The organism is Pseudomonas sp. Z8(2022) (assembly GCF_025837155.1).
Classification (GTDB): Bacteria; Pseudomonadota; Gammaproteobacteria; order Pseudomonadales; family Pseudomonadaceae; genus Aquipseudomonas.
On the sequence record NZ_CP107549.1, the window covers coordinates 2,798,394 to 2,824,697 of the forward strand.

24 protein-coding genes, 2 tRNA genes and 2 pseudogenes are annotated in these 26,304 nt (G+C 63.6%); 12 read left to right on the forward strand and 16 right to left on the reverse strand.

Annotation, left to right across the window (positions count from 1 at the left end; translation table 11 throughout):
- Positions 1-6: 6 nt before the first annotated feature.
- From relA to OEG79_RS13305, 5 genes are all read right to left on the reverse strand, one after another.
- Positions 7-2,250: a GTP diphosphokinase gene (gene relA, locus OEG79_RS13285; RefSeq protein WP_264145472.1), complete on the reverse strand. Its 2,244-nt coding sequence runs from the start codon at positions 2,248-2,250 to the stop codon at positions 7-9.
- A gap of 163 nt (positions 2,251-2,413) precedes the next feature.
- Positions 2,414-3,772, reverse strand: a complete 1,359-nt coding sequence (rlmD, locus tag OEG79_RS13290; protein ID WP_264145473.1) for a 23S rRNA (uracil(1939)-C(5))-methyltransferase RlmD — start codon at positions 3,770-3,772, stop codon at positions 2,414-2,416.
- Positions 3,772-4,677, reverse strand: coding sequence for a cysteine synthase CysM (gene cysM / locus OEG79_RS13295; protein ID WP_264145474.1), 906 nt, complete (start codon positions 4,675-4,677; stop codon positions 3,772-3,774). The genes rlmD and cysM overlap by 1 nt, the downstream gene beginning before the upstream one ends.
- 98 nt (positions 4,678-4,775) lie before the next feature.
- Entirely contained in the window at positions 4,776-6,113 is a 1,338-nt protein-coding gene (locus tag OEG79_RS13300) for a sensor histidine kinase (protein ID WP_264145475.1), read from the reverse strand.
- Positions 6,110-6,820: a response regulator transcription factor gene (locus OEG79_RS13305; RefSeq protein WP_264145476.1), complete on the reverse strand. Its 711-nt coding sequence runs from the start codon at positions 6,818-6,820 to the stop codon at positions 6,110-6,112. Before OEG79_RS13305 ends, OEG79_RS13300 begins: the two co-directional genes overlap by 4 nt.
- Before the next feature lie 118 nt (positions 6,821-6,938).
- Here OEG79_RS13305 and OEG79_RS13310 point away from each other — a divergent pair, with 118 nt between their 5' ends.
- From OEG79_RS13310 to OEG79_RS13320, 3 genes are all read left to right on the forward strand, one after another.
- The gene (locus tag OEG79_RS13310; RefSeq protein WP_264145477.1) at positions 6,939-9,689 is read left to right on the forward strand and encodes a response regulator; all 2,751 of its coding nucleotides are present in this window, start codon (positions 6,939-6,941) and stop codon (positions 9,687-9,689) included.
- A 122-nt stretch (positions 9,690-9,811) separates the two neighbouring features.
- Positions 9,812-10,243 carry a hypothetical protein gene (locus OEG79_RS13315; RefSeq protein ID WP_264145478.1) on the forward strand — a complete coding sequence of 144 codons (432 nt, stop codon included), beginning with the start codon at positions 9,812-9,814 and terminating at the stop codon, positions 10,241-10,243.
- 4 nt (positions 10,244-10,247) lie between these two features.
- On the forward strand, positions 10,248-10,646 hold the full coding sequence (locus OEG79_RS13320) for an META domain-containing protein (RefSeq protein ID WP_264145479.1): 399 nt from the start codon (positions 10,248-10,250) through the stop codon (positions 10,644-10,646).
- Between the two features lie 75 nt (positions 10,647-10,721).
- Here the strand turns inward: OEG79_RS13320 and dinB are convergent, their stop codons facing one another.
- Entirely contained in the window at positions 10,722-11,774 is a 1,053-nt protein-coding gene (dinB, locus tag OEG79_RS13325; protein WP_264145480.1) for a DNA polymerase IV, read from the reverse strand.
- A 144-nt stretch (positions 11,775-11,918) separates the two neighbouring features.
- Between dinB and OEG79_RS13330 the strand changes: the two genes are divergently transcribed.
- The 8 genes and pseudogenes from OEG79_RS13330 to OEG79_RS13365 all read left to right on the forward strand — a co-directional run.
- Positions 11,919-11,995: transfer RNA gene (locus tag OEG79_RS13330), tRNA-Met, on the forward strand.
- Positions 11,996-12,109: 114 nt separating this feature from the next.
- Positions 12,110-12,186, forward strand: a tRNA-Met gene (locus OEG79_RS13335).
- Positions 12,187-12,322: 136 nt separating this feature from the next.
- A complete protein-coding gene (locus tag OEG79_RS13340) occupies positions 12,323-12,871 on the forward strand; it encodes a cytochrome b (RefSeq protein WP_264145481.1) in 549 nt (182 codons plus the stop codon).
- Between the two features lie 96 nt (positions 12,872-12,967).
- Complete coding sequence (gene rimO, locus OEG79_RS13345; protein ID WP_147811104.1) at positions 12,968-14,290, forward strand: 30S ribosomal protein S12 methylthiotransferase RimO; 1,323 nt, start codon at positions 12,968-12,970, stop codon at positions 14,288-14,290.
- Between the two features lie 101 nt (positions 14,291-14,391).
- On the forward strand, positions 14,392-15,102 hold the full coding sequence (locus tag OEG79_RS13350; protein WP_264145482.1) for an rRNA pseudouridine synthase: 711 nt from the start codon (positions 14,392-14,394) through the stop codon (positions 15,100-15,102).
- 42 nt (positions 15,103-15,144) lie between these two features.
- Complete coding sequence (locus tag OEG79_RS13355) at positions 15,145-15,351, forward strand: hypothetical protein (protein ID WP_264145483.1); 207 nt, start codon at positions 15,145-15,147, stop codon at positions 15,349-15,351.
- A gap of 10 nt (positions 15,352-15,361) precedes the next feature.
- Positions 15,362-16,063 (forward strand): tRNA (N6-threonylcarbamoyladenosine(37)-N6)-methyltransferase TrmO, encoded by a 702-nt coding sequence (gene tsaA, locus OEG79_RS13360; RefSeq protein ID WP_264145484.1) that lies wholly within the window; start codon positions 15,362-15,364, stop codon positions 16,061-16,063.
- Between the two features lie 142 nt (positions 16,064-16,205).
- A pseudogene (locus tag OEG79_RS13365) lies at positions 16,206-16,316 on the forward strand (3-oxoacyl-ACP reductase); the annotation flags it as partial.
- Between the two features lie 32 nt (positions 16,317-16,348).
- Here the strand turns inward: OEG79_RS13365 and OEG79_RS13370 are convergent.
- On the reverse strand, positions 16,349-16,651 hold the full coding sequence (locus OEG79_RS13370) for a putative quinol monooxygenase (RefSeq protein WP_264145485.1): 303 nt from the start codon (positions 16,649-16,651) through the stop codon (positions 16,349-16,351).
- 60 nt (positions 16,652-16,711) lie between these two features.
- Here OEG79_RS13370 and OEG79_RS13375 point away from each other — a divergent pair, with 60 nt between their 5' ends.
- On the forward strand, positions 16,712-17,125 hold the full coding sequence (locus tag OEG79_RS13375; RefSeq protein ID WP_264145486.1) for a VOC family protein: 414 nt from the start codon (positions 16,712-16,714) through the stop codon (positions 17,123-17,125).
- Positions 17,126-17,170: 45 nt separating this feature from the next.
- Here OEG79_RS13375 and OEG79_RS21320 read toward each other — a convergent pair whose 3' ends face one another.
- The 9 genes and pseudogenes from OEG79_RS21320 to OEG79_RS13415 all read right to left on the reverse strand — a co-directional run bounded on the left by OEG79_RS21320 (position 17,171) and on the right by OEG79_RS13415 (position 26,263).
- Complete coding sequence (locus OEG79_RS21320) at positions 17,171-18,043, reverse strand: methyl-accepting chemotaxis protein (RefSeq protein ID WP_413247545.1); 873 nt, start codon at positions 18,041-18,043, stop codon at positions 17,171-17,173.
- Between the two features lie 33 nt (positions 18,044-18,076).
- Positions 18,077-19,204 (reverse strand): annotated as a pseudogene (locus OEG79_RS21325) (methyl-accepting chemotaxis protein); the annotation flags it as partial.
- Positions 19,205-19,415: 211 nt separating this feature from the next.
- Positions 19,416-20,876 carry a sodium-dependent transporter gene (locus OEG79_RS13385; protein ID WP_264145488.1) on the reverse strand — a complete coding sequence of 487 codons (1,461 nt, stop codon included), beginning with the start codon at positions 20,874-20,876 and terminating at the stop codon, positions 19,416-19,418.
- 90 nt (positions 20,877-20,966) lie between these two features.
- Positions 20,967-21,617, reverse strand: coding sequence for a maleylacetoacetate isomerase (maiA, locus tag OEG79_RS13390; RefSeq protein WP_264145489.1), 651 nt, complete (start codon positions 21,615-21,617; stop codon positions 20,967-20,969).
- A 98-nt stretch (positions 21,618-21,715) separates the two neighbouring features.
- On the reverse strand, positions 21,716-22,702 hold the full coding sequence (locus tag OEG79_RS13395) for a fumarylacetoacetate hydrolase family protein (RefSeq protein WP_264145490.1): 987 nt from the start codon (positions 22,700-22,702) through the stop codon (positions 21,716-21,718).
- A gap of 56 nt (positions 22,703-22,758) precedes the next feature.
- Complete coding sequence (locus OEG79_RS13400; RefSeq protein ID WP_264145491.1) at positions 22,759-23,892, reverse strand: homogentisate 1,2-dioxygenase; 1,134 nt, start codon at positions 23,890-23,892, stop codon at positions 22,759-22,761.
- A gap of 4 nt (positions 23,893-23,896) precedes the next feature.
- A complete protein-coding gene (gene hppD / locus OEG79_RS13405; protein ID WP_264145492.1) occupies positions 23,897-24,979 on the reverse strand; it encodes a 4-hydroxyphenylpyruvate dioxygenase in 1,083 nt (360 codons plus the stop codon).
- 223 nt (positions 24,980-25,202) lie between these two features.
- On the reverse strand, positions 25,203-25,529 hold the full coding sequence (locus tag OEG79_RS13410) for an antibiotic biosynthesis monooxygenase family protein (protein ID WP_264145493.1): 327 nt from the start codon (positions 25,527-25,529) through the stop codon (positions 25,203-25,205).
- Entirely contained in the window at positions 25,526-26,263 is a 738-nt protein-coding gene (locus OEG79_RS13415; protein WP_264145494.1) for a CTP synthase, read from the reverse strand. Before OEG79_RS13415 ends, OEG79_RS13410 begins: the two co-directional genes overlap by 4 nt.
- Positions 26,264-26,304: the final 41 nt, after the last annotated feature.

The window sequence follows — 26,304 nt, forward strand, 5'->3', positions numbered from 1 at the left end:
GTCCTGTTATGCCACGCGGTGACGGCGCGCCTCGATGATGTTGGGCAACTGACCGATACGTGCCAGCAGGCGGCCGAGCGCATCGAGCCCGGGAATCTCCACTGTGATCGACATGGAGGCGGTGTTGTCCTCCTTGTTCGAGCGGGTGTTGACCGCCAGCACGTTGAGCTTCTCGTTGAGCAGCACCTGGGTGACGTCACGCAGCAGACCGGAACGGTCGTAGGCCTTGATGACGATTTCCACCGGGTAGGTCTGCACCGGCACCGGCCCCCAGCTCACCTGGATCATCCGCTCCGGTTCGCGCGCTGACTGCTGCAGCGCCGTAGGGCAGTCCTGACGGTGAATGGTGACGCCGCGACCGAGGGTGATGTAGCCGACAATGGGATCGCCCGGCAGCGGCTGACAGCAGCCGGCCATCTGCGTCAGCAGGTTGCCGACGCCCTGAATCTGGATGTCGCCGCGCTTGCCCGGCTTGAAGCCCTGAGCCTTGCGCGGGATCAGTTCGAGCTGTTCGCTGCTGCGCTCCGGCTCGACCAGTTGCTGCGCCAGGTTGACCGCATGAGCCAGGCGCACATCGCCGGCGCCCAGGGCCGCGAACAGGTCTTCGGCGGTTTTCAGGTTGGCCTTCTCGGCAAGCTTGTCGAAGTCCACGCCGATCAGGGCCAGGCGCGCAAGCTCGCGCTCGAGCAATTGCTTGCCGGCGGCGACGTTCTGGTCACGATCCTGCAGCTTGAACCAGTGGACGATCTTCGCCCGCGCACGGCTGGTGGTGACGTAGCCCAGGTTGGGGTTGAGCCAGTCGCGGCTCGGCGAGCCCTGCTTGCCGGTGATGATTTCCACCTGCTCGCCGGTCTGCAGGCTGTAGGTCAGCGGCACGATGCGCCCGTTGATCTTGGCGCCACGGCAGTTGTGACCGATCTCGGTATGCACTCGGTAGGCGAAATCCAGGGGTGTCGCGCCCTTGGGCAGGTCGATGGCGTGACCGTCCGGAGTGAAGACGTAAACCCGGTCCGGCTCGATATCGACGCGAAGCTGCTCGGCCAGACCGCCAATGTCGCCCAGCTCCTCGTGCCACTCGATGACCTGGCGCAGCCAGGAGATCTTCTCTTCGTAGTGGTTGGAGCCGGATTTGACGTCGGTACCCTTGTAGCGCCAGTGCGCGCACACGCCCAGCTCGGCTTCCTCGTGCATCGCGTGAGTGCGGATCTGCACCTCCAGCACCTTGCCTTCCGGGCCGAGCACGGCGGTGTGCAGCGAGCGGTAGCCGTTCTCCTTGGGGTTGGCGATGTAGTCGTCGAACTCCTTGGGGATGTGCCTCCACAGGGTATGCACGATACCCAGGGTGGTGTAGCAGTCGCGCACCTCCGGCACCAGCACGCGCACCGCACGCACGTCGTAGATCTGGCTGAACTGCAGGCCCTTGCGCTGCATCTTGCGCCAGATCGAATAGATGTGTTTCGCCCGGCCGCTGATGTCGGCCTTGATTCCGGCGCTCTCCAGCTCCTGGCGCAGGTGGGCCATGGCGTCGTTGATGTACTGCTCGCGATCCAGCCGCCGCTCGTGCAACAGCCGAGCGATCTGCTTGTACTGCTCCGGTTCCAGGTAGCGGAAGGACAGGTCCTCCAGCTCCCACTTGATATGACCGATGCCCAGGCGGTGAGCCAGCGGTGCGTAGATGTCGAACACCTCGCGCGCGACGCGCTGGCGCTTTTCCTCGTCGGCTTCCTTGACCGCGCGGATGGCGCAGGTGCGCTCGGCCAGCTTGATCAGCGCCACGCGCACATCGTCGACCATGGCCACCAGCATCTTGCGCAGGTTCTCCACCTGCGTCTGCGAGCCGACCACTACCGATTCACGCGGGTTGATACTGGCGCTGATCGCCGCCATGCGCAGTACGCCTTCAATCAGCTTGGCCACTACCGGGCCGAATCGCTGGTGCACTGCAGCCAGTGTGATCTTGCCCTCGCGCACGCCGCGATAGATGACCGCTGCGACCAGAGAATCCTGATCGAGCTTGAGATCGGCGAGGATTTCCGCGATGTCGAGGCCGGCACGGAACGTCGACGCGCCCTCGCTCCAGTGATGCTGGGTGGTGTTGGCCTGCTGCTCCAGATCGCGGGCGAACTCGCAGGCTTCCTGCAACGCCTGACGGTCCAGCGCCGGATCGACGCGGGTGACATGATCCAACCAGGCCTCGAGATTGATGCTGCCGTCGTCGTTGACCGGCTGATGCGCTCTCACCTGAACCATCGTCTTACCTTCCCTACGGTGCGCCCATGTCGCACCGAACAGTCGCCGGCCTTCTCTGAGCCGGTCGGATTAACTGAAAGGATGCGCATCCTGCACACCCCCCGCGGTACCGAACGTACCGCTTTGACAGGTCGTTGAAAAACTACGACCTGTTAGACCGAGGCTAGGCCTCGGGTTTCTCGAACAGTGCCATCGCCTCGACATGCGCAGTTTGCGCAAACATGTCGAGAATCCCGGCGCGGCGCAGACGGTAGCCCTGCTGTGCCAGCTCGGCGGCGTCGCGTGCCAGGGTGGTCGGGTTGCAGGATACATAGACCAGACGACGCGCGCCCAGATCGCCCATCCCACGTACCACCTCCAGCGCGCCGTCACGCGGCGGGTCGAGCAGCACTGCGGCGAAACCGCCCCGCGCCCAGGTCTCACCGGCCAGCGGGTTGGACAGGTCGGCACGGTAAAAGTGCGCATTGCCCAAGCCATTGTTCCGCGCATTGTCGGCAGCCCGCCGCACCATCGCTTCGACGCCCTCCACGGCCACTACTTCAGCGGCCTGACGCGCCAGCGGCAGGGCGAAGTTGCCCAGGCCGCAGAACAGATCCAGCACCCGTTCGCCGGATTCTACTGCCAACCAGTCTAGCGCCTGGGCGACCATGGCCTCATTGACCAGACCATTGACCTGCACGAAATCGCCCGGCCGATAAGCCAGCTGCAGTTGCCAGCGCTGCAGCTCGAACCCCAGCTCGGCGGACGGATCGTCCGGCTGTGGTTGCCCTTCCCCCTGCAACCACAACTGCGCACGGTGTTCGCTGCAGAACATGCGCAAACGGTTCAGGTCAGCTTCGGGCAGCACAGCCGTGTGGCGCAGCAGAACGGCCTCGGCCGTACCGCTGAACAATTCCACATGGCCAACTGCCTGCGGCTTTTCCAGGCTGCGCAACAACGCCGGCAACGCGCTGAAAACAGGCTGCAAAGGCTGTACCAGCACCGGGCACTCATCGATGGCGACGATGTCCTGACTGGCCTCGGCGCGGAAGCCGACCTGCAGCTGGCGCGCCTTGGCATCCCAACGCACGGCCACGCGCGCGCGGCGGCGGTAGCCGAGTTCCGGGCCAGCCAATGGCGCGGCCCACTCGTCCGGCTGCACGCCACCCAGGCGTGACAACTGCTCGGCCAAGGTGCGCTGTTTCAGGGCAAGCTGGTCGGCATGCGGCATATGCTGCAGGTTGCAACCGCCACAACGGTCGGCATGCACGCACGGCGCCTCACGGCGCTCGCTGCTGGCCACGATGATGCGCTCGGCGCGCGCCTCGACGGTCTGACTACGGGCGCCAAGCACTCGTGCCTCGACCTGTTCACCAGCCAGTGCACCGCTGACGAACCATGTACGACCGCCCTCGAAGGCGATGCCGCGGCCGTCACCGGCCAGACGCTCGATGGCGAGTTTCTGCTTCTTGCCGACCGGCACCTGCGCCGCGCGGCTGCCGCCGCTGGGCTGGAAGCGCAGGTTGGAGCTGCGTCGGGCCATCAGCGCGCCGGTTCTTCGTATACGCCGGTGGACAGGTAGCGGTCGCCGCGGTCGCAGATGATCGCCACCAGCACGGCGTTCTCCACCTGTTGCGACAGACGCAGCATGCCGGCTACCGAGCCGCCGGACGACACGCCGCAGAAGATGCCCTCTTCCCGCGCCAGGCGGCGCATGACGTGCTCGGCCTCGGCCTGACTCATGTCCATCACCTGATCGACCCGTTCGGCCTGATAGATCTTCGGCAGGTATTCCTCGGGCCAGCGGCGGATGCCGGGGATGGCCGAACCTTCCTGCGGCTGCAGACCGATGATCTGGATCGCCGGATTCTGCTCCTTCAGATAGCGCGAGGTGCCCATGATGGTACCGGTGGTGCCCATGGAGCTGATGAAATGGGTGATAGTGCCGCCGGTCTGGCGCCAGATCTCGGGACCGGTACCGTTGTAGTGCGCCTCGGGGTTGTCGCCATTGGCAAACTGGTCGAGCACCTTGCCACGGCCTTCGGCCTGCAGCCGCTCGGCCAGGTCACGCGCCCCCTCCATGCCCTCCTCCTTGCTGACCAGAATCAGCTCGGCGCCATAGGCGGTCATCGCCCACTTGCGCTCGGCGGTGGAGTTGTCCGGCATGATCAGGATCATCTTGTAACCCTTGATCGCCGCAGCCATCGCCAGGGCAATACCGGTATTACCGCTGGTCGCTTCGATCAGGGTGTCGCCGGGGCGGATATCACCACGCAGCTCGGCGCGATCGATCATCGACAGCGCCGGGCGGTCCTTGACCGAACCGGCCGGGTTGTTGCCTTCCAGCTTGACCAGCAGGGTATTGCTGGTGTCGCCGCCCAGGCGTTGCAGGCGTACCAGAGGGGTATTGCCGATGCAGTCGGCAATGGTGGGAAATTGCAGGGTCATGGGTCGCTCGAATCCAGACTGACGCGAAGGGGCGTCATGATACGCCGAACCCGCGGCGGCATCACCCGGCGAACGCAACCATGGGCCGCCCGGTGCGCTCAAGCCGCCGGCAGGTACATATATATGCGCAAGCCATGCTCATGGTTTGCCGCCCAGATGCGCCCACCCTGCGTCTCGATCATGCTGTGGGCGATCGCCAGACCGAGGCCGAAGCCATCGCCACCCGGCCTTGACGCGCTGAGACGGGTGAAGGGACGGAAGATGGCCTCCAGCTCGCTGTCGGCCACGCCCGGCCCCTGATCCTCTATCCACAACAACCAGCGGCCACCTTCCAGCCGGCCTGCCAGGCGCACCACGGCATCATCCGGCGAATGCCGGATGGCGTTGCGCAGGATGTTTTCGAACGCCTGCGCCAGGCCGTTGAGGTTACCGCGTACCAGGCAGTGTGCAGGCAGGTCGCAAGGCATGCGCTCGAGCGGCCAGCCGGTTTCGAACCCGGCGTTCTCGCGCAGCACATCCCATAACCTGGCAACGTCCACCTCTTCACGGGGCAGTTGTGGCCGCTCCGTGTCCAGCCAGACCAGCTCCAGTGCATCGCCAACCAGCTTTTCCATCTGCTCGACTTCTCGCGCCAGTCGCTGCCGCAGCGCGGCAACATCCTGCTCGCTCTCTCCGGCCACACGCAGGCGCGCCAGTGGTGTGCGCAGTTCATGGGACAGATCGCGCAGCAACTGACGCTGGAAGGACACAGTGCCCTCCAGGCGCTCGGCCATGTGATCGAAGGTCCGGGCCAGTTCACCCAGCTCGTCCTTGCGCCGCGTCACCTGTGATCCGAGCCGAGCGGAAAGGTCGCCCGCACTGAGCACGGCGGCCTGGCGTCGGAGAATCGCCAGCGGAGCGATCAGCAGACGGTACAGCAGTACCGCCACGACGACCGCCAGAATCGCCGGCAGTATGCGCTGCAGCAGCAGCTCCCACAGTTCGTTGTACCTGCGCGGGTCCAGACGCTGCGGCAGTTCCATCACCAGCCGGGCATCGCTTTCGCTGAAGGGGATATAGAAGGTTGGCATGCTGCCCGGCCGCCCCACGGGGAAATCCAGCCTACGCACGAAATCCAGGCGCTGCGCCTGCTCGGCGCTCAAGGGCTGCGAGGATAACGAATTCTTCTGCGGGCCGACCACCACGGCCCATACCTGCTCGCGTGCCTGCAGCTGCTGCAGATAGGCATCGACGCCCGGCGCGCCGCCTTCACGCCAGCTGTTCTCCGCCTCCCGGCCATAGTCCTTGAGCGTCTGCCGAGTGGACTCGGGCAAATAGGAGGTGGCATCCATCAGCTCACGTCCGACATCCACATGCAGGCTGACCAGCAGCAGACAGAACAGTGCCAGCGCGCCAGCCAGGCGCCAGAGCAGCGAGTGCCTCCCGGGCAGACTCATGCGCCGGCCTGCACCAGGATGTATCCCTTGCCCCACACGGTATCGACACGCGTGGTCTCGTTACCAACGGCCTGCAGCTTGCGACGGATATGACTGACGTGCATGTCCAGGCTGCGGTCATGCTGCGCGTAGGCACGGCGCAGGGCCTGCTGATAAAGGAAAGGCTTGCTCAGCGCCTCGTCCCTGTGCCGCCAGAGCAGTTCGAGCACACGGTACTCGCTGGGCGTAAGGCCAACCCAGTTGCCGTGGAAGGCCACGTCGCTGCGCCCCTCGTCGAACTGCAAGCCATTGCTCTCGTTGCCCGGATGCGGCTCACGCCGCTCGTAGGCGACACGCCGCAGGATGGCCTCTATCCGCACACTGAGCTCGCCCAGGCTGAAGGGCTTGGGCAGGTAGTCATCGGCCCCCTGACTGAAACCGGCGATGCGGTTCTGCTCGTCGCCCAGCGCCGACATAAGCAATACCGGCACGCTGCGCTGCCGGCGCAGACGCTGCAGCGCCTCGAGACCATTGGTACCCGGAAGCAGGATATCCATCAGGATCAGGTCGAAATCATCACTTTCAGCCAGCTGCAGGCCTTCGCTGCCGTCATGGCTGAGCGTCACGTCAAAACCGCAGCCCATCAGGTGCGACTGCAGATGGCTGGCAAGCAGGGGATCGTCCTCGACCGCGAGAATTCGAGCCGAAGCGGGAGCGGAGATCATCATGGCGAAAAACCGGGCAGCAGAATGAGAACAATTCTACCTACTAAACAACAATCGCTCACCTAAAGATTCCAGCGTGACGAATCGCTACACTGCCCAGATGTTCTGAAGGAGGAAGGTCGTGTTCAAGGATCTCAGCATCAAGGGGCGCGTGCTGCTGCTCACCCTGCTGCCCACCAGCCTGTTGGCGCTGGTGCTGGGTGGCTATTTCACCTGGGTGCAGCTGTCGGGCCTGCAGACCCAGTTGCTGCAGCGCGGCGAGATGCTGGTGGAACACCTGGCACCGCTGGCAGCCCCGGCGCTGGAACAGAACGACATCAAGAAGCTCGAACGCATCGCCCGACAGGCGCTCGAGCATCCGGACGTCCGCGCTGCTGGTTTTCTCGACACCGAACGAGCTCTGCTGGCCCATGCCGGACCGAGCATGCTCAACCCGCCGCCCACCGGCCAACCGGGCGTCAGCCTGCTCAGCGGCCAGGACGCCACACGCTTTTTGCTGCCGGTCTACGACCAGCACCTGGTGCTCAGCGACAGCCCCGATGCCGAGCGTGAGCTGGAGCTGCTCGGCTGGGTCGAGATGGAACTTTCCCATCAGGGTACGCTGCTCAGTGGCTATCGCAGCCTGTTCGCCAGCCTGCTGCTGATCGCTGGCGGCCTCGCCGTCACCGCCCTGCTCGCCTTGCGCATGAGCCGCAGCATCAACGGCCCGCTACGCGAGATCAAGGCTGGCGTCGCCCTGCTCAAGGACGGCCACTTGGAAACCCGTCTGCCACCGCTGGGCAGTCACGAGATGGACGAACTGGCCGCCGGCATCAACCGCATGGCCGAAGCCCTGCAGAACGCCCAGGAAGAACTGCAGCACAGCATCGAGCAGGCCACCGAGGACGTACGCCAGAACCTGGAAACCATCGAGATCCAAAACATCGAGCTGGACTTCGCGCGCAAGGAGGCCCTGGAGGCCAGCCGCATCAAGTCCGAATTCCTGGCCAACATGAGCCACGAGATTCGCACTCCGCTCAACGGCATTCTCGGCTTCACCAACCTGCTGCAGAAAAGCGAGCTCAGCCCGCGCCAGCAGGACTATCTGTCGACCATCGAAAAGTCCGCCGACAGCCTGCTCGGCATCATCAACGAGGTACTCGACTTCTCCAAGATCGAGGCCGGCAAGCTGGTGCTCGAATCCATCCCCTTCAACCTGCGCGATCTTCTGCAGGACACCCTGACCATCCTTGCTCCGACCGCCCATGAGAAGCAGCTGGAACTGGTCAGTCTGATCTACCGCGACACCCCGCTGGCTCTGCGCGGCGACCCGCTGCGCCTGAAACAGGTGCTGACCAATCTGGTGAGCAACGCCATCAAGTTCACCCGCGAAGGCACCATCGTCATGCGGGCCATGGTCGAGGACGAGAGCGCCGACAGTGCGCAGCTGCGCATCAGCGTGATGGACACCGGCATCGGTCTGACCGATGAAGACCTGCGCACGCTGTTCCAGGCCTTCAGTCAGGCCGACAACTCGCTCAGCCGTCAGGCCGGCGGCACAGGCCTCGGCCTGGTGATATCCAAACGCCTGATCGAGCAGATGGGTGGCGAGATCGGCGTCGACAGCACGCCGGGAGAAGGCTCGGAGTTCTGGATCACCCTGACCCTGCCCAAGGCCCGTGACGATGCCGAAGACCTGCCGCGTACCGCCCTGCAGGGCCGCCGCGTGGCCGTGCTGGAGAGCCACGAGCTGGCGCGCCAGGCAATGACTCACCAGCTCGAGGATTGCGGCCTCCAGGTGCAAGGCTTCGCCAATCCGGAGCAATTCTTCGAAGCGGTAAAGAACCAGCGGGAAGCCGAACAACCGCTGGGCCTGGCGGTGCTGGGCATCACTGCCAGCCAGATGCCACCCGACACTCTCGGCCAGCACATCCGGGATCTCGACCAGCTCGGCTGCAAGGCTCTGGTGTTGTGCCCGACTACCGAGCTGGGGCTGTTCCATGAATCGCTCCCCGATGCCTACACCCAGCTGCAGGCCAAGCCTCCCTGCACGCGCAAGCTGCACAAGGCGCTGGTGGAATTGGTCAACCCGCAACGCCCGGTTAACGAGGCGGTCGTCATCGGCGACACACGCCGACCGCAGATTCTCTGCGTCGACGACAATCCGGCCAATCTGCTGCTGGTGCAGACCCTGCTCGACGACCTGGGCGCCCAGGTCAAGGCTGTAGATAGTGGTTACGCTGCAATAGAAGCCGTACAGCAAGGCTGCTTCGATCTGGTGTTCATGGATGTGCAGATGCCCGGCATGGATGGCCGCGAAGCGACCGAAGCCATTCGTCAATGGGAGATCGAGGAAGGCCGTGGCGCCACACCGATCATCGCCCTGACCGCACACGCCTTGGCCAACGAGAAGCGCGCCCTGCTGCAAAGCGGCATGGACGACTATCTGACCAAACCGATCAATGAACGCCAGTTGGCCCAGGTGGTTCTGAAGTGGACCGGCCTGAACCTGCGCAATCAGCCGAACCATCGAATCGCCCCAGTTGCACCGCCGCAGTTGCAACCCAAGGTGCTCGATGCCGAAGAAGGCCTGCGCCTGGCCGCCGGCAAGGCCGATCTGGCCGCCGATATGCTGAGCATGCTGCTGGCGGGTCTGCCGGGCGACCGCCAGGCCATCCGCCAGGCACGCGATGCAGGCGAACGCACCACACTGATCGAGCGGGTTCACCGCCTGCACGGCGCCACTCGTTACTGCGGTGTGCCGCAACTGCGCGCGGCCTGCCAACGCAGCGAGACACTGCTCAAGCAGGACGACCCCGAGGCGCAACGTGCGCTGGACGAACTGGACGACGCCATCGCACGCCTGACCGAAGCAGCGGCACAGAGCGCCTGACGGCCAGCGATACGGCGCGCAAGATGACCTCGTCCTTGATCGATGAGGGCCAGACGCGCGGCCGTCCGGGCGATGAGGTCAGGGCCCGCGCGTGATAGCATGCCGGCTGAACCGGAGGACCCATGGCCGAACACGATTTCCGTTATTCCCTGCTCAACCCGCAGCACACTCTCACCGAATGCCGTGCCCTGGCGCCGGGCCGCTATCAGGTCACCGGCAACGGCGGCTCGATCCAGGCCAATGACACCTTGCTGGTCACCCTCAAAGGCAGCCGCGACCTGCATATGCGCCTGGACGTGGAAAAGGTTCGCCATCTGATCAACCCGCCCGGTCAGTGGCTGGCGGTATGCAAAGGACCACAGTTCAAGGAGCTGGCCATCCATAACTGGCAGGTGAACTGCGACGGCTGCGGCAAGCAGCTGGATTTCGAATTCGCCGTCGATGCCGCCCTCGGCAAAGCCGCGCAAGCGCCGGCTGCCGAGGCCCGTATCAGCGAACTGGGCTGGCGCAACGACGCCGGCCGTCATTTGTGCCGCAGCTGCCAGGAGGCCTGACACCATGCATCGCGCCTTGCCCCTCGCACTATTCGCTGGCGCACTGAGCGGCTGCGCCAGCGACGCAGCGCAACTGGAAACCGGGCGCAGCTATCGCGTGGAGTGGATCGGCGAACGCCCGCTAATCGACCGCAGCCACCTGACGGTCACCTTCGCCGCCGACGGCCGGGCACACGGGCATGCGGGCTGCAACCACTGGTTCGCCGGTTATTCACTCAAGGAAGACGCGATCCGCTTCGAGGCACCGGGCAGCACCCGCAAGCTGTGTGCGCCGGCACTGATGAAGCAGGAACAGCGCTTCCTTGCTGCATTGAGCGAAGTCCAGCGTTGGGACTTCAACGGCATTGGCCAACTGCAACTGAGGCCGGCCAGCGGCAAGCCGATTCGCCTCTGGGCGGAGTGATCGGGCAACACCGTTACGTCATGGGAGGCTGCCGCGGCGATGGATTCATCGCGGCTTAAGCCCTTCAATTCGTCTTCAGGCAAACAGCTCCAGTTGCTCCTGCCGACCGCGCAGATCATGCAGCCTGACGCCAACCCCCAGCAGACGCACCGGTTTGTTGCCGCGGGCAAAAGCGCTGGCCAGCAACTGCCGATAGCTTTCCAGCTCCAGACTGGCCCCGGCCTGCTCGAGGGTGGTCTGGGTAAAGTCGTGGAACTTGACCTTGACGAAGGGCTTGTCCGGCCGGTAGCTGGCGTCCAGGCGCTGCAGACGGCCGTTCATCTCTTCGAGCAGCACCGGCAGCTTTTCCAGGCAGCTCTCCAGATCAGGCAGATCCTGATCGTAGGTATGCTCGACGCTCAATGACTGGCGACGGCTATCGACCTTGACCTCGCGTTCGTCGATGCCGTGAGCCAGACACCACAGACGCTCACCGAAGCTGCCGAACTCGCGCACCAGCGCCAGCTTGTTCCAGTCACGCAGATCCAGGCAAGTGCGGATGCCCATACGCGTCAGCTTGTCAGCCGTCACCTTGCCTACACCGTGCAGCTTGCCCACCGGCAACTCGGCGACGAAGTCATCGACCTGATCCGGCGTGATGACGAACAAGCCATTGGGTTTGCGCCAGTCACTGGCGATCTTGGCCAGGAACTTGTTCGGCGCCACCCCTGCCGACACGGTGATATGCAACTCCTGCGCTACACGGCGGCGAATCTCCTGGGCAATGCGCGTGGCGCTGCCGGCAAAATGCGGCGAGTCGCTGACATCGAGATAGGCCTCGTCCAGCGACAGCGGCTCGATCAGGTCGGTGAACTGGCGAAAGATGCCGTGAATTTCCCGCGACACGCTGCGGTACACCTCGAAGCGCGGCTTGACGATCAGCAGGTCCGGACACAGTTTCAATGCATGCCGCGAGGACATCGCAGAGCGCACGCCATAGGCGCGAGCTTCGTAGTTGCAGGTGGCGATCACCCCGCGTCGGTCGGCGGAGCCACCAACGGCCAGCGGACGATTGGCCAGGCTCGGGTCGTCACGCATCTCGATGGCGGCATAAAAGCAGTCGCAGTCAACGTGGATTATCTTGCGCACAACATCCTCGGAAGCCTCGTCCAGCCTGGCCTGGAGCGTTGCAGTCTAACAGCTGTTTGATGCTAAGCATCTGAGTTGAAAACACTTTTCTCGCAGATAGCGGTTGACAACCAGGCTTCTGGCTGTAAAATGCCGCCCCACAGACGCGGGATGGAGCAGTCTGGTAGCTCGTCGGGCTCATAACCCGAAGGTCGTAGGTTCAAATCCTGCTCCCGCAACCAGCTTCACGAAAAGGCCACTCAATGAGTGGCCTTTTTGCTTTGGCGAGAATTAACTTTTTCGATCAAACGAAACAAATCGATTGACAAGATATTAAGCAAGCGTAGAATGGCCGGCGCGGGATGGAGCAGTCTGGTAGCTCGTCGGGCTCATAACCCGAAGGTCGTAGGTTCAAATCCTGCTCCCGCAACCACCTTCAGATAAAGGCCACTCAATCGAGTGGCCTTTTTCGTTTGCGATCATTGATCTTCCTCAGTTTCTCCTCAGCCAAGCGGGCCTATGCTCAACGCACCTGCCTCAGTTGCAGCGGATTGACCGAGGAAACCCCGATGAACTGGAAGAACACCCCCTCACGTTATGGCAGCCTGTCCATTGCCCTGCACTGGCTGATGCTGCTTCTGATCGCCGCCGTTTATGCCTGCATCGAGCTCAAAGGGAATTTCCCCAAGGGCAGCGACACCCGTGAACTGCTCAAGCAATGGCACTTCATGCTCGGCCTGAGCGTCTTTGCACTGGTCTGGCTGCGCCTGCTGGCCCGCCTGATCGCTCCGACACCCCGGATTGAACCAGCACTGCCTGCCTGGCAGGCCATACCGGCCCAGCTGATGCATGTGGCGCTGTATGCCCTAATGATCGGCGCACCGCTGGCCGGCTGGCTGATCCTCAGCGCCGCCGGCAAGCCCATCCCCTTCTTCGGCCTGGAGCTGCCGGCACTGATCGGCCCAAACAAGGAACTGGCCGGCCAAATCAAGGAACTGCACGAGCTGGCCGGCACCGCCGGCTACTGGCTGATCGGCCTGCATGCAGCTGCCGGCCTGTATCACCATTACGTGGCGCGCGATAACACCCTGACGCGCATGCTGCCGGGGCGCAATTGAGGTGAAGACGCCTCTGGTCAAGTGCCCGCAGCGCCGCTAGAATTGCGCACTTTTTGATCAGAGGCGCCAGCCAGGCGCCCTTAGAGGTTAGCCCGCATGTCCACCGCCACCCCAAAAGTCGGATTCGTCTCGCTCGGATGCCCGAAAGCGACCGTCGACTCCGAACGCATCCTGACCCAGCTGCGCATGGAAGGTTACGAAATCGTGCCGACCTACCAGGATGCCGACGTGGTGGTGGTCAATACCTGCGGCTTCATCGACAGTGCCAAGGCCGAGTCGCTGGACGCCATCGGTGAGGCGCTGGCGGAAAACGGCAAGGTGATCGTCACCGGCTGCATGGGCGTGGCCGAAGACAGCATCCGCGACGTGCACCCGAGCGTGCTGGCGGTGACCGGCCCGCAGCAGTACGAGCAGGTGGTCAACGCGGTGCACGAGGTCATCCCGCCGAAGACCGAGCACAACCCGCTGATCGATCTGGTGCCGCCACAGGGCATCAAGCTGACCCCACGCCACTATGCGTACCTGAAGATTTCCGAAGGCTGCAACCATACCTGCAGCTTCTGCATCATCCCGTCTATGCGCGGCAAGCTGGTCAGCCGCCCGGTGGGCGATGTGCTCAGCGAAGCCGAGCGCCTGGTCAAGGCCGGCGTCAAGGAGCTGCTGGTGATCAGCCAGGACACCAGCGCCTACGGCGTCGACATGAAGTACAAGCTGGACTTCTGGAACGGCCAGCCAGTGAAAACGCGCATGCTCGAACTGTGCGAAGCGCTGTCGTCGATGGGCGTGTGGGTGCGCCTGCACTACGTCTACCCCTACCCCAACGTCGATGACGTGATCCCGCTGATGGCCGCCGGCAAGCTGCTGCCGTACCTGGACATCCCCTTCCAGCACGCCAGCCCGAAAGTGCTCAAGTCGATGAAGCGCCCGGCCTTCGAAGACAAGACCCTGGCGCGCATCAAGAAGTGGCGCGAGATCTGCCCGGAGCTGACCATTCGCTCCACCTTCATCGTCGGCTTCCCCGGCGAGACCGAAGAAGACTTCCAGTACCTGCTGGACTGGCTGACCGAGGCGCAGCTCGACCGCGTCGGCTGCTTCCAGTACTCGCCGGTGGAAGGCGCACCGGCCAACGACATGGGCCTGGAGCCGGTACCGGATGAGGTCAAACAGGAGCGTTGGGAGCGTTTCATGGCGCATCAGCAGGCGATCAGCTCGGCGCGTCTGCAGGCCAAGATCGGTCTGGAGATGGACGTGCTGGTCGACGAAGTGGATGGCGAAGGCGCCGTGGCGCGTTCCTGGGCCGACGCCCCGGAGATCGACGGCAGCGTGTTCATCGACTCCACCAACGTCAAGCCGGGCGACAAGGTGCGCGTGCGCATCGTCGATGCCGACGAATACGACATGTGGGGCGAGCTGGTCTGATCCACCACCTGCCGAAGAGCCCCGCAGCATGCGGGGCTTTTTCTTTTCCGGCACCATGGTTCCTTGCCGGTACAATGGCCTTCTTTTTATCGAGCACCACCATGAGCGATCCCACCCGCCTGTCCAAACGCGTCATCGAACTGTTCGGCTGCTCCCGGCGCGAGGCTGACCTGTACATCACCGGCGGCTGGGTCACGGTGGACGGCCAGGTGGTCGAAGCGCCGCAGTTCAAGGTCGAGGACCAGCGCGTCAAGCTGCTGCCCGGTGCCAGCCTCGATCCGGTAGAGCCAGTCACCCTGCTGGTGCATTGCCCGGCCGGAACCAGCGCCGCACAGCTACAGCATCTGCTCACGGGCGAACGGCACTGGGAAGAAGATCCGCACGCCCAACGCATCCTGCATGGGCATTTCCTGCGCCAGGAGCAGAGCCTGCCATTGCAGAACGGCGCCAGCGGCCTGGTCGTACTCAGCCAGGACTGGCGCGCACAGCGCAAGCTGCGCGAAGACGGTGCCAAGCTGGAGCAGGAATACCTGGTGGACGTCGCCGGCGAACTGCCAGCCAGTGCACTGGAGCGGCTGAAGAAAGGTCTGCAGCACAAGGGCACACAGTTCCCGCCGTGCAAGGCCAGCTGGCAGAGCGAGCAGCGCCTGCGCTTCGCCCTGAAGAATCCGGCACCCGATCTGCTGCGGCAGATCTGCACCGCGCTGTGCCTGAAAGTGCTGGGCATGAAACGCATCCGCATTGGCGGCGTGCCGATGGCCAAGCTGCCGGCCGGGCAATGGCGCTACCTGGGTGACAAGGAACGATTCTGAGGCCGTGCTAGGCTGAGCCATCACGCTCTGGAGATCATCACCATGCGTACCCTGCTGCTGACCACCCTGCTCGCCCTGAGCCTGCCCACTCTCGCCGCCCCGGCGCCGTTCTATCTGTGGCAGAGCAAGATCGACGGCCACCTGACCTGTGCCCAGGCAAGCCCGGGCGACGGCTGGATTCGTTTCACCGGCCCGTTCCGCGATGCCGGCTGCCGCGTGGCGTACGACGCCCCCGTCAACAGACGCTAAGCAGGCCACCATGCAGCATCTGGTTTCTCCGGTCGGTATCGTCCGCTCCTGCTTCAGGGAAAAGTTCGCCATTCCCCGCCAGCCACACCTGGCCCCGGCCGCCCGCGGCGTGCTGGAACTGCTGCCGCCTTTCGACCAGGGCGACGCCGTCCAGGGCCTGGAACAGGTCAGCCATGTCTGGCTGCTGTTTCTGTTTCACCAGGCGCTGGAAGACAAGCCGCGACTGAAGGTGCGCCCGCCCCGCCTGGGTGGCAACCAGTTCGTCGGCGTGTTCAGTACCCGCGCCACCCACCGCCCCAATGGCATCGGCCAATCGGTCGTGCGTCTGGAACGAGTGGAGCCGGGCCGCCTGCATCTGTCCGGCATCGATCTGCTCGACGGCACACCGGTACTGGATATCAAGCCCTATGTGCCCTATGCCGATGCGGTGGCCGGCGCACGGAACGAAATGGCCGAGGCGCCGCCTCCGCTGATCCCGGTGGACTGGCAGGACGATGCGCTGGCCCAGGCGCGCCAGCACGCGCTGCGTCTGGCTGAGCCGCTGGTGGAACTGATCGAGCAATGCCTGGCGCAGGACCCGCGCCCGGCCTATCAGCAGCCACAGCCGCAGCGGCGCTACGGCGCGCGCTTCTGGGATCTGGATGTGCACTGGCATTACCCCGAGCCGGGGCGTATCCGGGTACTGGATGTGCAGATGGCAGACCACGGCTAGAGCCCCACTCAATCTGCTCCAGTGGAAAGTGCTTTGGCCGCGACAGGACAAAACGCATGAAGCGTCATTTCGGCCGGCCATGATGCCTGCTTTCCACGCAGTCAGGCCCTAGGATGAAGACCTCACCACGCTTCGAGAGGGCTGGGGTCGTGAGGACGAGACGGCCGCACTGGCGCTAAGCCTTGCCGGCAGCGCCGGTGCCTACATGACCGGCGCCATCATTCCCATCGACGGTGGTTTTCACCTGGGCTGAAGCGCTGCCATGCGCCCGCACCTGCCGCCCCCTCAACGTGAAGGATTGAGCGCCAGCATATCGGCCTCGATGGCCTCCTGATGCTCGATCAGCGGCTCAACCAGGGGACGGCTGGCAAGGAAATGCGCGCTCTGCGTATGCGCCTCGAAAGCTGCTTCATCGACATATACCTCATATAGCCAGAGCAGATCGGGATCGCTGCGATCACGCATCACGTCGAAGGTCTGGCAACCCGGTTCATCACGCACAGAGGCAGCGGCGTTGACGCGCATGGCAGCCATGAAGGCATCGTAGCTACCGGGTTTGAGCTGGGTCTTGAGCAACAGGACGTACACAGCAGACTCCTTTATGTCTTATATTTGAAAAATAATTGTATACATAATGGAGCACAAAAAATGATCGAACGCCCGTCACGCCTCAATGGCCTGCGCCATCTGGCCCTGCTGGTGCCTAACCTGGAGGAATGCGAGCGCTTCTACGTGGACGTGCTGGGCATGCAGGTGCTGCACCGCGCCAACGAGGATCTGGTCTATCTGACCTGCGGCAACGACAACCTCTCGCTCGGCCGCGCCTACGCCGAAAGCCACGGCGTGCCGCTGGTCGATCATTACGGTTTCATCGTCGACAGCATAGAGGAGCTGAATGCCTGGTATCACTACCTCGAGGCACGCGGGGTAAGGATGCTGGATCGCCCCTTCGACCATGGTGACGGCGCCCGCAGCTTTCACGTGCTGGACCCTGCCGGCAACAAGATCCAGCCTCTCTTTCATCCGGCGATATCAGGCCAGCGCTTCATCCCGGCAGCCTGATCAGCCGCCTGCCTGCGCCCTCAAAGGCGCGGCAGGCGATCGGAATCAGGTACGAAACTGCCTGACCAACTCCTGCAGCTCCACACCCAGGCGCGCCAGTTCGGCACTGGAAGAGGCAGTCTGCTCGCTGGCCGCGGCGCTCTGCTCACCAATGTCACGTACCCGGGTCACACTCTCGTTGATCGCATCGGCCACTGCACTCTGCTCCTCGGCTGCAGCCGCGATCTGCTGGTTCATCTGTTCGATGGTGCTGACCGCCTGGGTAATACGGCCCAGGGCATCGCCCGCTTCACCGGCCAGTTCGACGGTACGGCGGGTAAGATCGCGACTGCTGTCCATCTGCTGCACAGCGCCCCTGGCCATGCGCTGCAGACCGGCGATCAGGCTCTCGATCTCCTCGGTGCTGTCTTGCGCACGCTTGGCCAGCGCGCGAACCTCGTCGGCAACCACGGCGAATCCGCGGCCCTGTTCGCCGGCCCGAGCCGCTTCGATGGCCGCATTGAGCGCCAGCAGATTGGTCTGCTCGGCCACGTTGCGAATCACCTCCAGCACGCTACCGATACGCGCGCTTTCCTGATTCAGATCGGCGATGGCCTTGGCCGACTGTTCCACTTCAGTGGCCAGACTGTCGATCTGATCCACAGCCTGCTGCACCACCCGATTGCCCTGCTGCGCCTCCAGGTCGGCATCCCGCGCCGCCAACGAGGCCTGCTCAGCATTCTGCGCCACTTCCTGCACGGTGGCCGCCATCTGGTGCATGGCGGTGGCTGTCTGTTCGGTCTCCAGTTTCTGCGTCTGCACACCGGCGCTGGTCTGCGCGGTGATCGAAGAGAGCTGCTCGGCTGCTGCAGCGATCTGCCCGACACCGCCACCAATGCGGCTGACCAGATTGCGCAGGCTGACGGTCATGTCCTGCATGGCGGCAAGCAATTGCCCCACTTCGTCATGACGCTCCTGCGGGATGTCCTGGCTGAGATCCCCGGCAGCGATGCGCTGGGCGAAGGTCACCGTTTGCCGTAATGGCGCGACGATCAGACGGGTAATCAGCAGTGCAGCGCACAAGCCCAGCACCACGGCAGCAACACCCATGATGCCGAGCATCACCAGGCCACGCTGGGTATTGGCGAGCATGCGGGTTTCGGCACTGGCCTGAGCCGACTCCGCGAGATCGACGACCGAACGCGCACGCTCGATCATGGCTTTCTCGGTGGCCTGGTTCTGCTCATGCAGCTGCTGGTAGTAAAGGAAGGAACGCTGATAGAGGGTCAGTGCCTGCAAGGCGGTTTCGATAGCGGCTTTCTGATTCTCTTCGAGCCAGACGGTCAGGCTGCGCGCGACAGTCTGCAGGTCCTCGCTGACATACTCCCATTCCTCCAGAGCGTCGGGCGAACCATCGATGATGTAGAGGCTTTCCTGGCCACGGAGGTCCAGCATGCGTTTGCTGAGACCGGATGCAGTCTCTGCCAGGGTCAGTGGGTCACTGCCACGCAGACGATCTCCTTGCAGACGCAACTCTCGCACCGCGTCGTACATGTCCATCTCGATCACTTCGAACTGATCGCGGGCTTCCGCTGCAGCAGTGCGCATGTCCTGACGGGCTTCGCGCGCCTTGGCCTGCTGCTCGACATAGTTGTCGAACTGTTTCAGATACTCGGCGGTGGCCTGCTGCATCGTCTGCACACGGGTGCTTTCGATGGCATCCTTGCTCAGATGCTCGAGCATGTCCTGCACCTTGAGCAGACTCTCGCGCACCAGAGCGGCACTTTCCCCGGTCTGTTCGATGGCGAAAGTTCGTTCCAGACGACGCGCCTGAAGAATTTCCTGGTTCACCTCGGCCAGTTGCCCGACCTGCTCGTGCCCTTTCAACACTGCCTGGACGGCCCGATAGCCGCTGACCGTCATGGCGGCGGTAAGCAGTAGCACCAGACCAAAACCGATGAGAAGTTTCTTGCCCACGGCAAGGTTGGCGAAGTAGCGTAAGGCAGGCTTGAGCATAAAAGGTAACTCCAGTTTTTTCTTATACAGCCGCGCCTCGTGAGCACGACCTGATCGACTGGCTACGCAACTGCTATGCCACATCGAATTCGATTTATCGGCAGGACAGCGGCACCGCTTGAGTGCTGGCAATTCGCCAACCCCGGTTTTCTCCGCGTAACCAATGTCGCCGCGCAGACCGGCAATGATCCGCCTATAGCGGACTGCCCCCTGGCGAGATCTCGCCTATTTCATCGCTGCCAATAAAAAAGGCGCAGCCTCTGTCGAAGCTGCGCCCCTTTGACTCTAGCTGCAATCAGCGGCCGGCGAGCACCGGCATCACCCGTGGCCGCAGAATCTCACCGGCCACAGCAAGCAAGCCGATGGCACCCGCGATCCAGTACCACTGCACAACCGGATCGAACATCAGCCAACCCAGCGCATGCAGGAAGACCACCATGATCAGCACCGGGCTGACGTAACGCACCATGAACAGCCACAGGGCATAGCCGGCGGGAGGCAGGCCCAGCTCATCACGCATGATCTCGCCACGCAGTGAATAGCCGGCGAGTACCACCATGAAGATGCCACCGAGCGGCATCATCCAGCGCGATGTCAGGTAGTCCAGCCAGTCGAAGAAGTTCTTGCCCAGCGGCGTCCAGCCCGCCAGCAAGTTGAACGACAGCATCGCCAGCAGGCTGATCACCAGCAGCACCGCACCGGCCCCGACGGCCGCGCGCAGACGGCTGATGCCGTGCTTCTCGTTCAGGTAGGCAACCGTGGCCTCGATCATCGAGATGGCCGAAGTCAGCGCAGCAATCGACACCATGGCGAAGAACAGCACGCCGAATGCGGTACCGAAAGGCATTTGCTGGAAAGCCAGCGGCAGGCTCATGAAGATCAGCCCCGGTCCGGCGCTCGGGCTCATGCCGTTGGCGAAGATGATCGGGAAGATCGCCAGACCGGCCAGCAGCGCTACACAGGTATCGCAGATGGCAACCAGGAAGGTGGTACGGGCGATGGATTGACCATCGGGAATGTACGAGCCGTACGTGAGGATCGCCCCCGAAGCCAGGCTGAGGGTGAAGAAGGCATGGCCCAGAGCAGCCAGCAACGCCTCGCCGGTGATCTTTGACGCATCGAAGTGGAACAGGAAACCGAAGCCAGCGCTGAAACTGCCGCTGGTGAAGGCGTAGCCGACCAGCACGATGAGCATCAGGGCCAGGCCCGGCATCATCCAGCGTACCGCGCTCTCGATCCCCTTCTGCACACCTTTGGCCACGATCCACAGGGTCAGCAGCGCCACCAGCACGCTCCAGCCACCGAGCTGCCAGGGATTGGCGTTATGCGCCTCGAACACACCGCCAAGCGCCTCGACACTGGTAGCCGCCAGCGAACCGTCAAGCATCTTCCACGTATAGGCGAAGGCCCAGCCGGCCACCACCACGTAGAAGCACAGGATCATGAAACCGGCGAGCATGGCCATGCCACCGAGCACTTTCCACAACGGATTGCCACCGTTCTCGCGAACCACGCGGCCAATGGCATCGATGGGGCTGCCACGGCCACGGCGGCCGATGGCGATCTCGGTCATCATCACCGGAATACCGATAGCCAGGATGCACGCCAGATACATCAGCACGAAAGCGCCGCCGCCGTACTCACCGGTGATGTAGGGGAATTTCCAGATGTTGCCCAGGCCCACGGCGGAGCCGGTTGCAGCGAGGATGAAGCCCCAGCGCGAGAGCCAGAGGTTCTTCGGTTTTTCACGGGTCATGCGTCACCTGCTTGTTTTTATCTGTGACGGAATCGGACCCGCCGCGCTCGTGGCGCAGCGGAATGCAAGGCTTGGGTGAAGCCGGGAGTGTCACTGGGCGTCGGCTTGTACCTCCGGCGCGGCCATTTTGAAGGCCTCCAGGGGTTCACAGCGCGCCGCCATGGCGACGATGCGTGGGTACGCGGCAAGGTCACAGTTAAAACGCCGCGCATTATACAGCTGCGGAATCAGGCAGGCCTCCAGATATCCAGGCCGCTCACCGAGCGACAGACGCCCGTCGAATGCGGCCAGCCCCTGCTCCACCGCCGCCAGGCCGAGCGCGACCCAGTGCCGGTACCAGGCGTTCTTCGCCTCATCGGCAACACCCAGTTCATTGCTCAGATACTGCAGCACCCGCAGGTTGTTCAGCGGGTGCACGTCGCAAGCCAGATGCAGGGCCAGCGCCCGCACCCGAGCACGCTCGGCAGGATCGGCCGGCAACAGCGCCGGCACCGGGAAGATCTCCTCTAGGTATTCGATGATCGCCAGGGACTGGGCGATGCGTACGCCACCGTTCTCCTCGTCCAGCAAAAGCGGCAGCAGTCCCTGCGGGTTCAGCGCCCGGTAGTCGGCGCCGTGCTGCTGACCGCCATCCTTGAGCAGATGCACCGGCACCTGCTCATAGGCCAGGCCCTTGAGGTTCAATGCGATGCGTACACGGTAGGCGGCGCTGGAGCGCCAGTAGCCGTAGAGTTTCAACATTGCGAGTTCCTTTCGAAACGCAAACTGCGTAGGAGCGGCTTCAGCCGCGATGCTTTAAGCGACTGCTGGCGAATCGCGGCTAAAGCCGCTCCTACCGATCAGTGGGCGTCGTACTTTTCCACCACCTGATCGATGGCCCCGAAGATGCTCTGGCCAGCTGCGTCGAACATCTCGATGCGCACCCGGTCGCCGAACTTGAGGAACGGCGTTTTCGCCTCGCCCTGCTCGACGATCTCCAGCATGCGCTTCTCCGCCAGGCAGCTGGAGCCGGCGCTGCGGTCATAGTTGGACACGGTGCCCGAACCGATGATCGTGCCGGCGCCCAGCGGTCGGGTCTTGGCAGCGTGAGCCACCAGGGTCGGGAAGTTGAAGGTCATGTCCACACCGGCGTTCGGCTGGCCGAACAGCGCGCCGTTGATATGCGATACCAGCGGTCGATGCACCTTGCCGTCCTTCCAGCTTTCGCCGAGTTCGTCCGGGGTAATGGCCACCGGCGAGAAACTCGACGACGGCTTGCTCTGGTAGAAGCCGAAGCCCTTGGCCAGTTCGCCGGGGATCAGGTTGCGCAGCGAAACGTCGTTGACCAGCATCAGCAGGCGGATATGCCCGCCCGCTTCGGCCGGCGTGGCGCCCATAGGCACGTCGTCGGTGATCACCGCCAGCTCGGCCTCCAGATCGATGCCCCAGGCTTCGTCGGCCAGGCGGATCGGGCTGTGCGGCGGGATGAAGGCATCGGCGCCACCCTGGTACATCAGCGGGTCGTGCCAGAACGATTCCGGCATCTCGGCGCCACGAGCCTTGCGCACCAGTTCGACGTGGTTGACGTAGGCGCTGCCGTCGGCCCAGTGATAGGCGCGTGGCAGCGGGCTGTGACAGGCCGCCTGATCGAATTCGAAAGCGCCCTCTTCCAGCCCGTCATTGAGCCGCTGATAGACCGCCTCCAGCCTGGGCCGGGCGACGGCCCAGTCGTCCAGCGCAGCCTGCAGGGTAATGGCGATCTGTGGCACGAGTACGGCGCGGGTCAGATCGCGGGAGACGACGATCAGCACGCCATCGCGGCCTTGGTTCAGTGATGCGAGTTTCATGCTCAAACCTCGTAAGGTGCGCGATGCGCACCGTTGCAATCAGAGTCGGCGAACGGTTACAGCCCCGGTGCACGCCAGGAGTTGACGTACTCGGCCACGTCCACCGCTGCGGCGCTATCGCTCACCTCCAGGGCGCGACGGGTGTCGATCATGACCGCCACCTCGTCGATGAAGGTGGCCGGGTCCTCCTGGCTCTTCTTCAGCGCCTTGGGGTGCGGACCGTGTGGGAAGCCGCACGGGTGCAGGGTGACCATGCCCTGCTCGATGTTGTCGCGGCTGAAGAAATTGCCACGGTGATAGAACAGCACCTCGTCATAGTCGTCGTTGTTGTGGAAGAACGGCACCTTGAGTGCGCCCGGGTCGGACTCCACCGGCCGTGGGGTGAAGGTGCAGATGACGAAGCCATTGGCGACGAAGGTGGTATGCACCGACGGCGGCAGGTGGTAGCGATGACTGATCAGCGGGCGAATGTCGCGCCAGTTCAGGCGCACCACGGTGTTGTCGCCATGCCAGCCGACCACGTCCAGCGGGTTGAACGGGTAGGTCACGGTGCTGATCTGGCCGCGTCGCTTGATGCGGATCTGCCAGGTGTTCTCGTCCTGCTGCGCCTTGAAGGCGTCATCGATATGCGGATGCTCCAGCACCGCCAGGTCGAAGATCGCCTGCGGACCGAGCAGCCCCTTGTCCGGCAACTGGTAGGCGCCGTCGGTGTTCTCGATCAGCAGGAAATAGCTCGGCGTAGTGGCCTCGATACGCCAGGCGGTGCCACGCGGAATCAGCAGGTAGTCGCCGTCGCGGTATTCCAGATGGCCGAAGTCGCAATAGAAATGCCCGCTGCCTTCATGGACGAACAGCAGCTCGTCGCCGTCGGCATTGCGCACCAGATGGCGCATCGCGCCGTGGGTGCGCCACACGCGCAGCTTGACGTCGGCGTTGTGCAGCGTCAGCGGCGCCGCCAGCGGACAGTCGCGCTCGCTCGGGATGTCGTTGAAGTTGAAGGCATGCGGGCGCAGCGGACCTTGCCAGTCGACCCAGCCGGTGGGCGGATGCTTGTGGTGCAGGTGCGCGGTGGGGCCGAAAAATCCCTCACGGCCCATCTCGCGCTCATAGGTGCCCTGCGGCAGATCGCAATGCGCCTGGCGCGAGCACTCGCCTTCGCGCAGGGGGAAGCGAATCCATTGACGGCTCATGGCATCACTCCTCGGAGATCACACCGCGACGCAGCTGGTCTTCCTCGATGGATTCGAACAGGGCCTTGAAGTTGCCCTCGCCGAAGCCCTGGTTGCCCTTGCGCTGGATGATCTCGAAGAAGATCGGGCCGATCACCGTATTGGTAAAGATCTGCAGCAGGATGCCGTCATCGCCCGGCGCCCCGTCGATCAGCAGGTTCAGCTCGCGCAGGTCGTCCAGCGGCTCGCCGTGGCCCGGCACGCGGCTGTCGACCTTCTCGTAGTAGGTGTCTGGCGTGGTCATGAAGTCCACGCCATTGGCGCGCAACTGACGTACGGTAGCGTAGATGTCGTCGGTGGACAGGGCGATGTGCTGGATGCCTTCACCGTGGTATTCGCGGATAAATTCCTCGATCTGCGACTTGTCGTCGGCCGACTCGTTGATCGGGATGCGGATCTTGCCGCACGGCGCGGTCATGGCGCGGGAGAACAGGCCGGTGAGCTTGCCTTCGATATCGAAGTAGCGGATCTCGCGGAAGTTGGCGATACGCTCGTAGAAGCCGGACCACACGTCCATCTGCCCGCGGCGCACGTTGTGGGTCAGGTGGTCGATGCACTGCAGACCGACAGCATTGTCGTTGGGGCCGCGGCCTTCGATGTACTCGAAGTCGACGTCATAGATGCTCTTGTCGCCATAGCGGTCGACCAGATACAGCAGAGAGCCGCCGATGCCTTCGACGCAGGGAATGTTCAGCTCGCCGAAGTTGGCGTGGCTGCCCAGCAGTTTGGCCCCCTGCTGCTCGACGTAGGCGGCGGCCTGGGCGGCGTTCTTGACCCGGAAGGCCATGGCGCAGGCACTGGGGCCATGCTTTTCGCCGAAGGCACGTACGTGGCCGGTGGGGCTGCCATTGAGCACGATGTTGATGTCGTGCTGCTGGAACAGCCATACCTCTTTGGAGCGGTGCTTGGCGGTTTCGGTGAAACCCATGGCGGTGAACAACTGACGCAGTTGCTCGATACCTTCGGCAGTCGGTGCGGTGAATTCAACGAACTCGAAACCGTCGGTTCCGATGGGATTGTGCTGCTCGATCTTGGCCACGGCGTTCATCTTGCCTCCTGATTGTCATTGTTATGGCAGTGCACGAATGCGCTGCGGACAACCTCATAACAACCGAGCGCAGACGCGCTCTCAAGATGGCTTGCGACACTTCGACACAGCAGTCGAGCGCAACAGTGGCAAACTTTCGTTACGCCAGGCGCGCAATGCAGGCAACGCCCCGCCTGTCGTAAGAAAAACCTTACACCCCGGTCTGCCGGCTTGCCGCCGGCGCTCAAGCAGAACGCGAGAAGCTGTAGGCACGCTCGACCTTGGCCACCCGCGTAGCAAAGGCGGCGTACCAGTCGGCTCGTCCCTGTTCACGCACGGCGCTGTGCTCGGCATGCTCGCGCCAGGCACGGATGGCCTCCTCGCTCTGCCAGTAGGACAGCGTGATACCCAGGCCATCACTGCGCGCCGACTCCACACCGAGAAAGCCGGGCTGCTGCGCGGCCAGCTCCAGCATGCGCTGCGCCGCCTCTGCATAACCGGCGTCCACCTCGGCGCGCTGCGAGGTAAAGATCACCACGTAATAGGGTGGCTGCGGTGTAGAGGCAATCATGAGGCCATGGCCAGATGCGCCTCATGCACCGACTGCACCGCACAGGCACCGACCAGACCGGCGACCAGTGGCGGCAGACGCCCCTCCAGCGCCGCACGCTCGGGCTGGAACAAAGTGGCAATGAAGAACGGATGATCTTCCAGCTCGATGGCACGCACCGCCCCGGACTCGTCATGCCCGGAGGCCTTCAGCGCCTGTGCCATCAATGGCTCGACGAAGGCGTCAGCAAGGCCATAACGGCACAGGTACTGCTCGCTGATCTCGCGCACCCCGTACAGCTCGGCGATACGTGAACCTGACACCAGGTGAACATGTTCGCTGACATCCAGCAAGGCACAGGCCAGCGGAGCGATCAGGGGCGTTTGCGCCTGCGACGCCAGTTCGGCGTGCTCGACGTCAGTCCAACCCAGGCGGTTACGCGCGTATTCCAGCAAGGCGTGCTGGAAGCCGCCACAGGTACCGAGAAAGGGCACGCCCTGTTCGCGGGCAAAACGAATGGCGCGCAACGCACCCTCGGCAGAGGCATAAGGGCTGCCCGGCACGCACCAGATGCCGTCGTAGGCCATCAGCGCGGCGTCATCCTGAATACTGTCGGTGGCCAGCCAGTCATGCTCGACTGCCACACCCAGGGCCTCGCTGGCCAGACGCAACGCCTCGGGAATGGCCCGGTGCGCGGTGATCGCCGCATTGAAGTCCCCCACCAGAGCAACCTTGACTCGACACTTGCTGTACATGCGCTTATCCCCCTCTTGCATGGCGGTTTACCTGCCACTAT

Coding starts and splice junctions, on each gene's coding strand:
- relA (WP_264145472.1), bottom strand. CDS start 2,250: ATGGTTCAGGTGAGAGCGCATCAGCCGGTCAACGACGACGGCAGCATC.
- rlmD (WP_264145473.1), bottom strand. CDS start 3,772: ATGGCCCGACGCAGCTCCAACCTGCGCTTCCAGCCCAGCGGCGGCAGC.
- cysM (WP_264145474.1), bottom strand. CDS start 4,677: ATGACCCTGCAATTTCCCACCATTGCCGACTGCATCGGCAATACCCCT.
- OEG79_RS13300 (WP_264145475.1), bottom strand. CDS start 6,113: ATGAGTCTGCCCGGGAGGCACTCGCTGCTCTGGCGCCTGGCTGGCGCG.
- OEG79_RS13305 (WP_264145476.1), bottom strand. CDS start 6,820: ATGATGATCTCCGCTCCCGCTTCGGCTCGAATTCTCGCGGTCGAGGAC.
- OEG79_RS13315 (WP_264145478.1), top strand. CDS start 9,812: ATGGCCGAACACGATTTCCGTTATTCCCTGCTCAACCCGCAGCACACT.
- OEG79_RS13320 (WP_264145479.1), top strand. CDS start 10,248: ATGCATCGCGCCTTGCCCCTCGCACTATTCGCTGGCGCACTGAGCGGC.
- OEG79_RS13340 (WP_264145481.1), top strand. CDS start 12,323: ATGAACTGGAAGAACACCCCCTCACGTTATGGCAGCCTGTCCATTGCC.
- rimO (WP_147811104.1), top strand. CDS start 12,968: ATGTCCACCGCCACCCCAAAAGTCGGATTCGTCTCGCTCGGATGCCCG.
- OEG79_RS13350 (WP_264145482.1), top strand. CDS start 14,392: ATGAGCGATCCCACCCGCCTGTCCAAACGCGTCATCGAACTGTTCGGC.
- OEG79_RS13355 (WP_264145483.1), top strand. CDS start 15,145: ATGCGTACCCTGCTGCTGACCACCCTGCTCGCCCTGAGCCTGCCCACT.
- tsaA (WP_264145484.1), top strand. CDS start 15,362: ATGCAGCATCTGGTTTCTCCGGTCGGTATCGTCCGCTCCTGCTTCAGG.
- OEG79_RS13375 (WP_264145486.1), top strand. CDS start 16,712: ATGATCGAACGCCCGTCACGCCTCAATGGCCTGCGCCATCTGGCCCTG.
- OEG79_RS21320 (WP_413247545.1), bottom strand. CDS start 18,043: ATGCAGGACATGACCGTCAGCCTGCGCAATCTGGTCAGCCGCATTGGT.
- OEG79_RS13385 (WP_264145488.1), bottom strand. CDS start 20,876: ATGACCCGTGAAAAACCGAAGAACCTCTGGCTCTCGCGCTGGGGCTTC.
- maiA (WP_264145489.1), bottom strand. CDS start 21,617: ATGTTGAAACTCTACGGCTACTGGCGCTCCAGCGCCGCCTACCGTGTA.
- OEG79_RS13395 (WP_264145490.1), bottom strand. CDS start 22,702: ATGAAACTCGCATCACTGAACCAAGGCCGCGATGGCGTGCTGATCGTC.
- OEG79_RS13400 (WP_264145491.1), bottom strand. CDS start 23,892: ATGAGCCGTCAATGGATTCGCTTCCCCCTGCGCGAAGGCGAGTGCTCG.
- hppD (WP_264145492.1), bottom strand. CDS start 24,979: ATGAACGCCGTGGCCAAGATCGAGCAGCACAATCCCATCGGAACCGAC.
- OEG79_RS13410 (WP_264145493.1), bottom strand. CDS start 25,529: ATGATTGCCTCTACACCGCAGCCACCCTATTACGTGGTGATCTTTACC.
- OEG79_RS13415 (WP_264145494.1), bottom strand. CDS start 26,263: ATGTACAGCAAGTGTCGAGTCAAGGTTGCTCTGGTGGGGGACTTCAAT.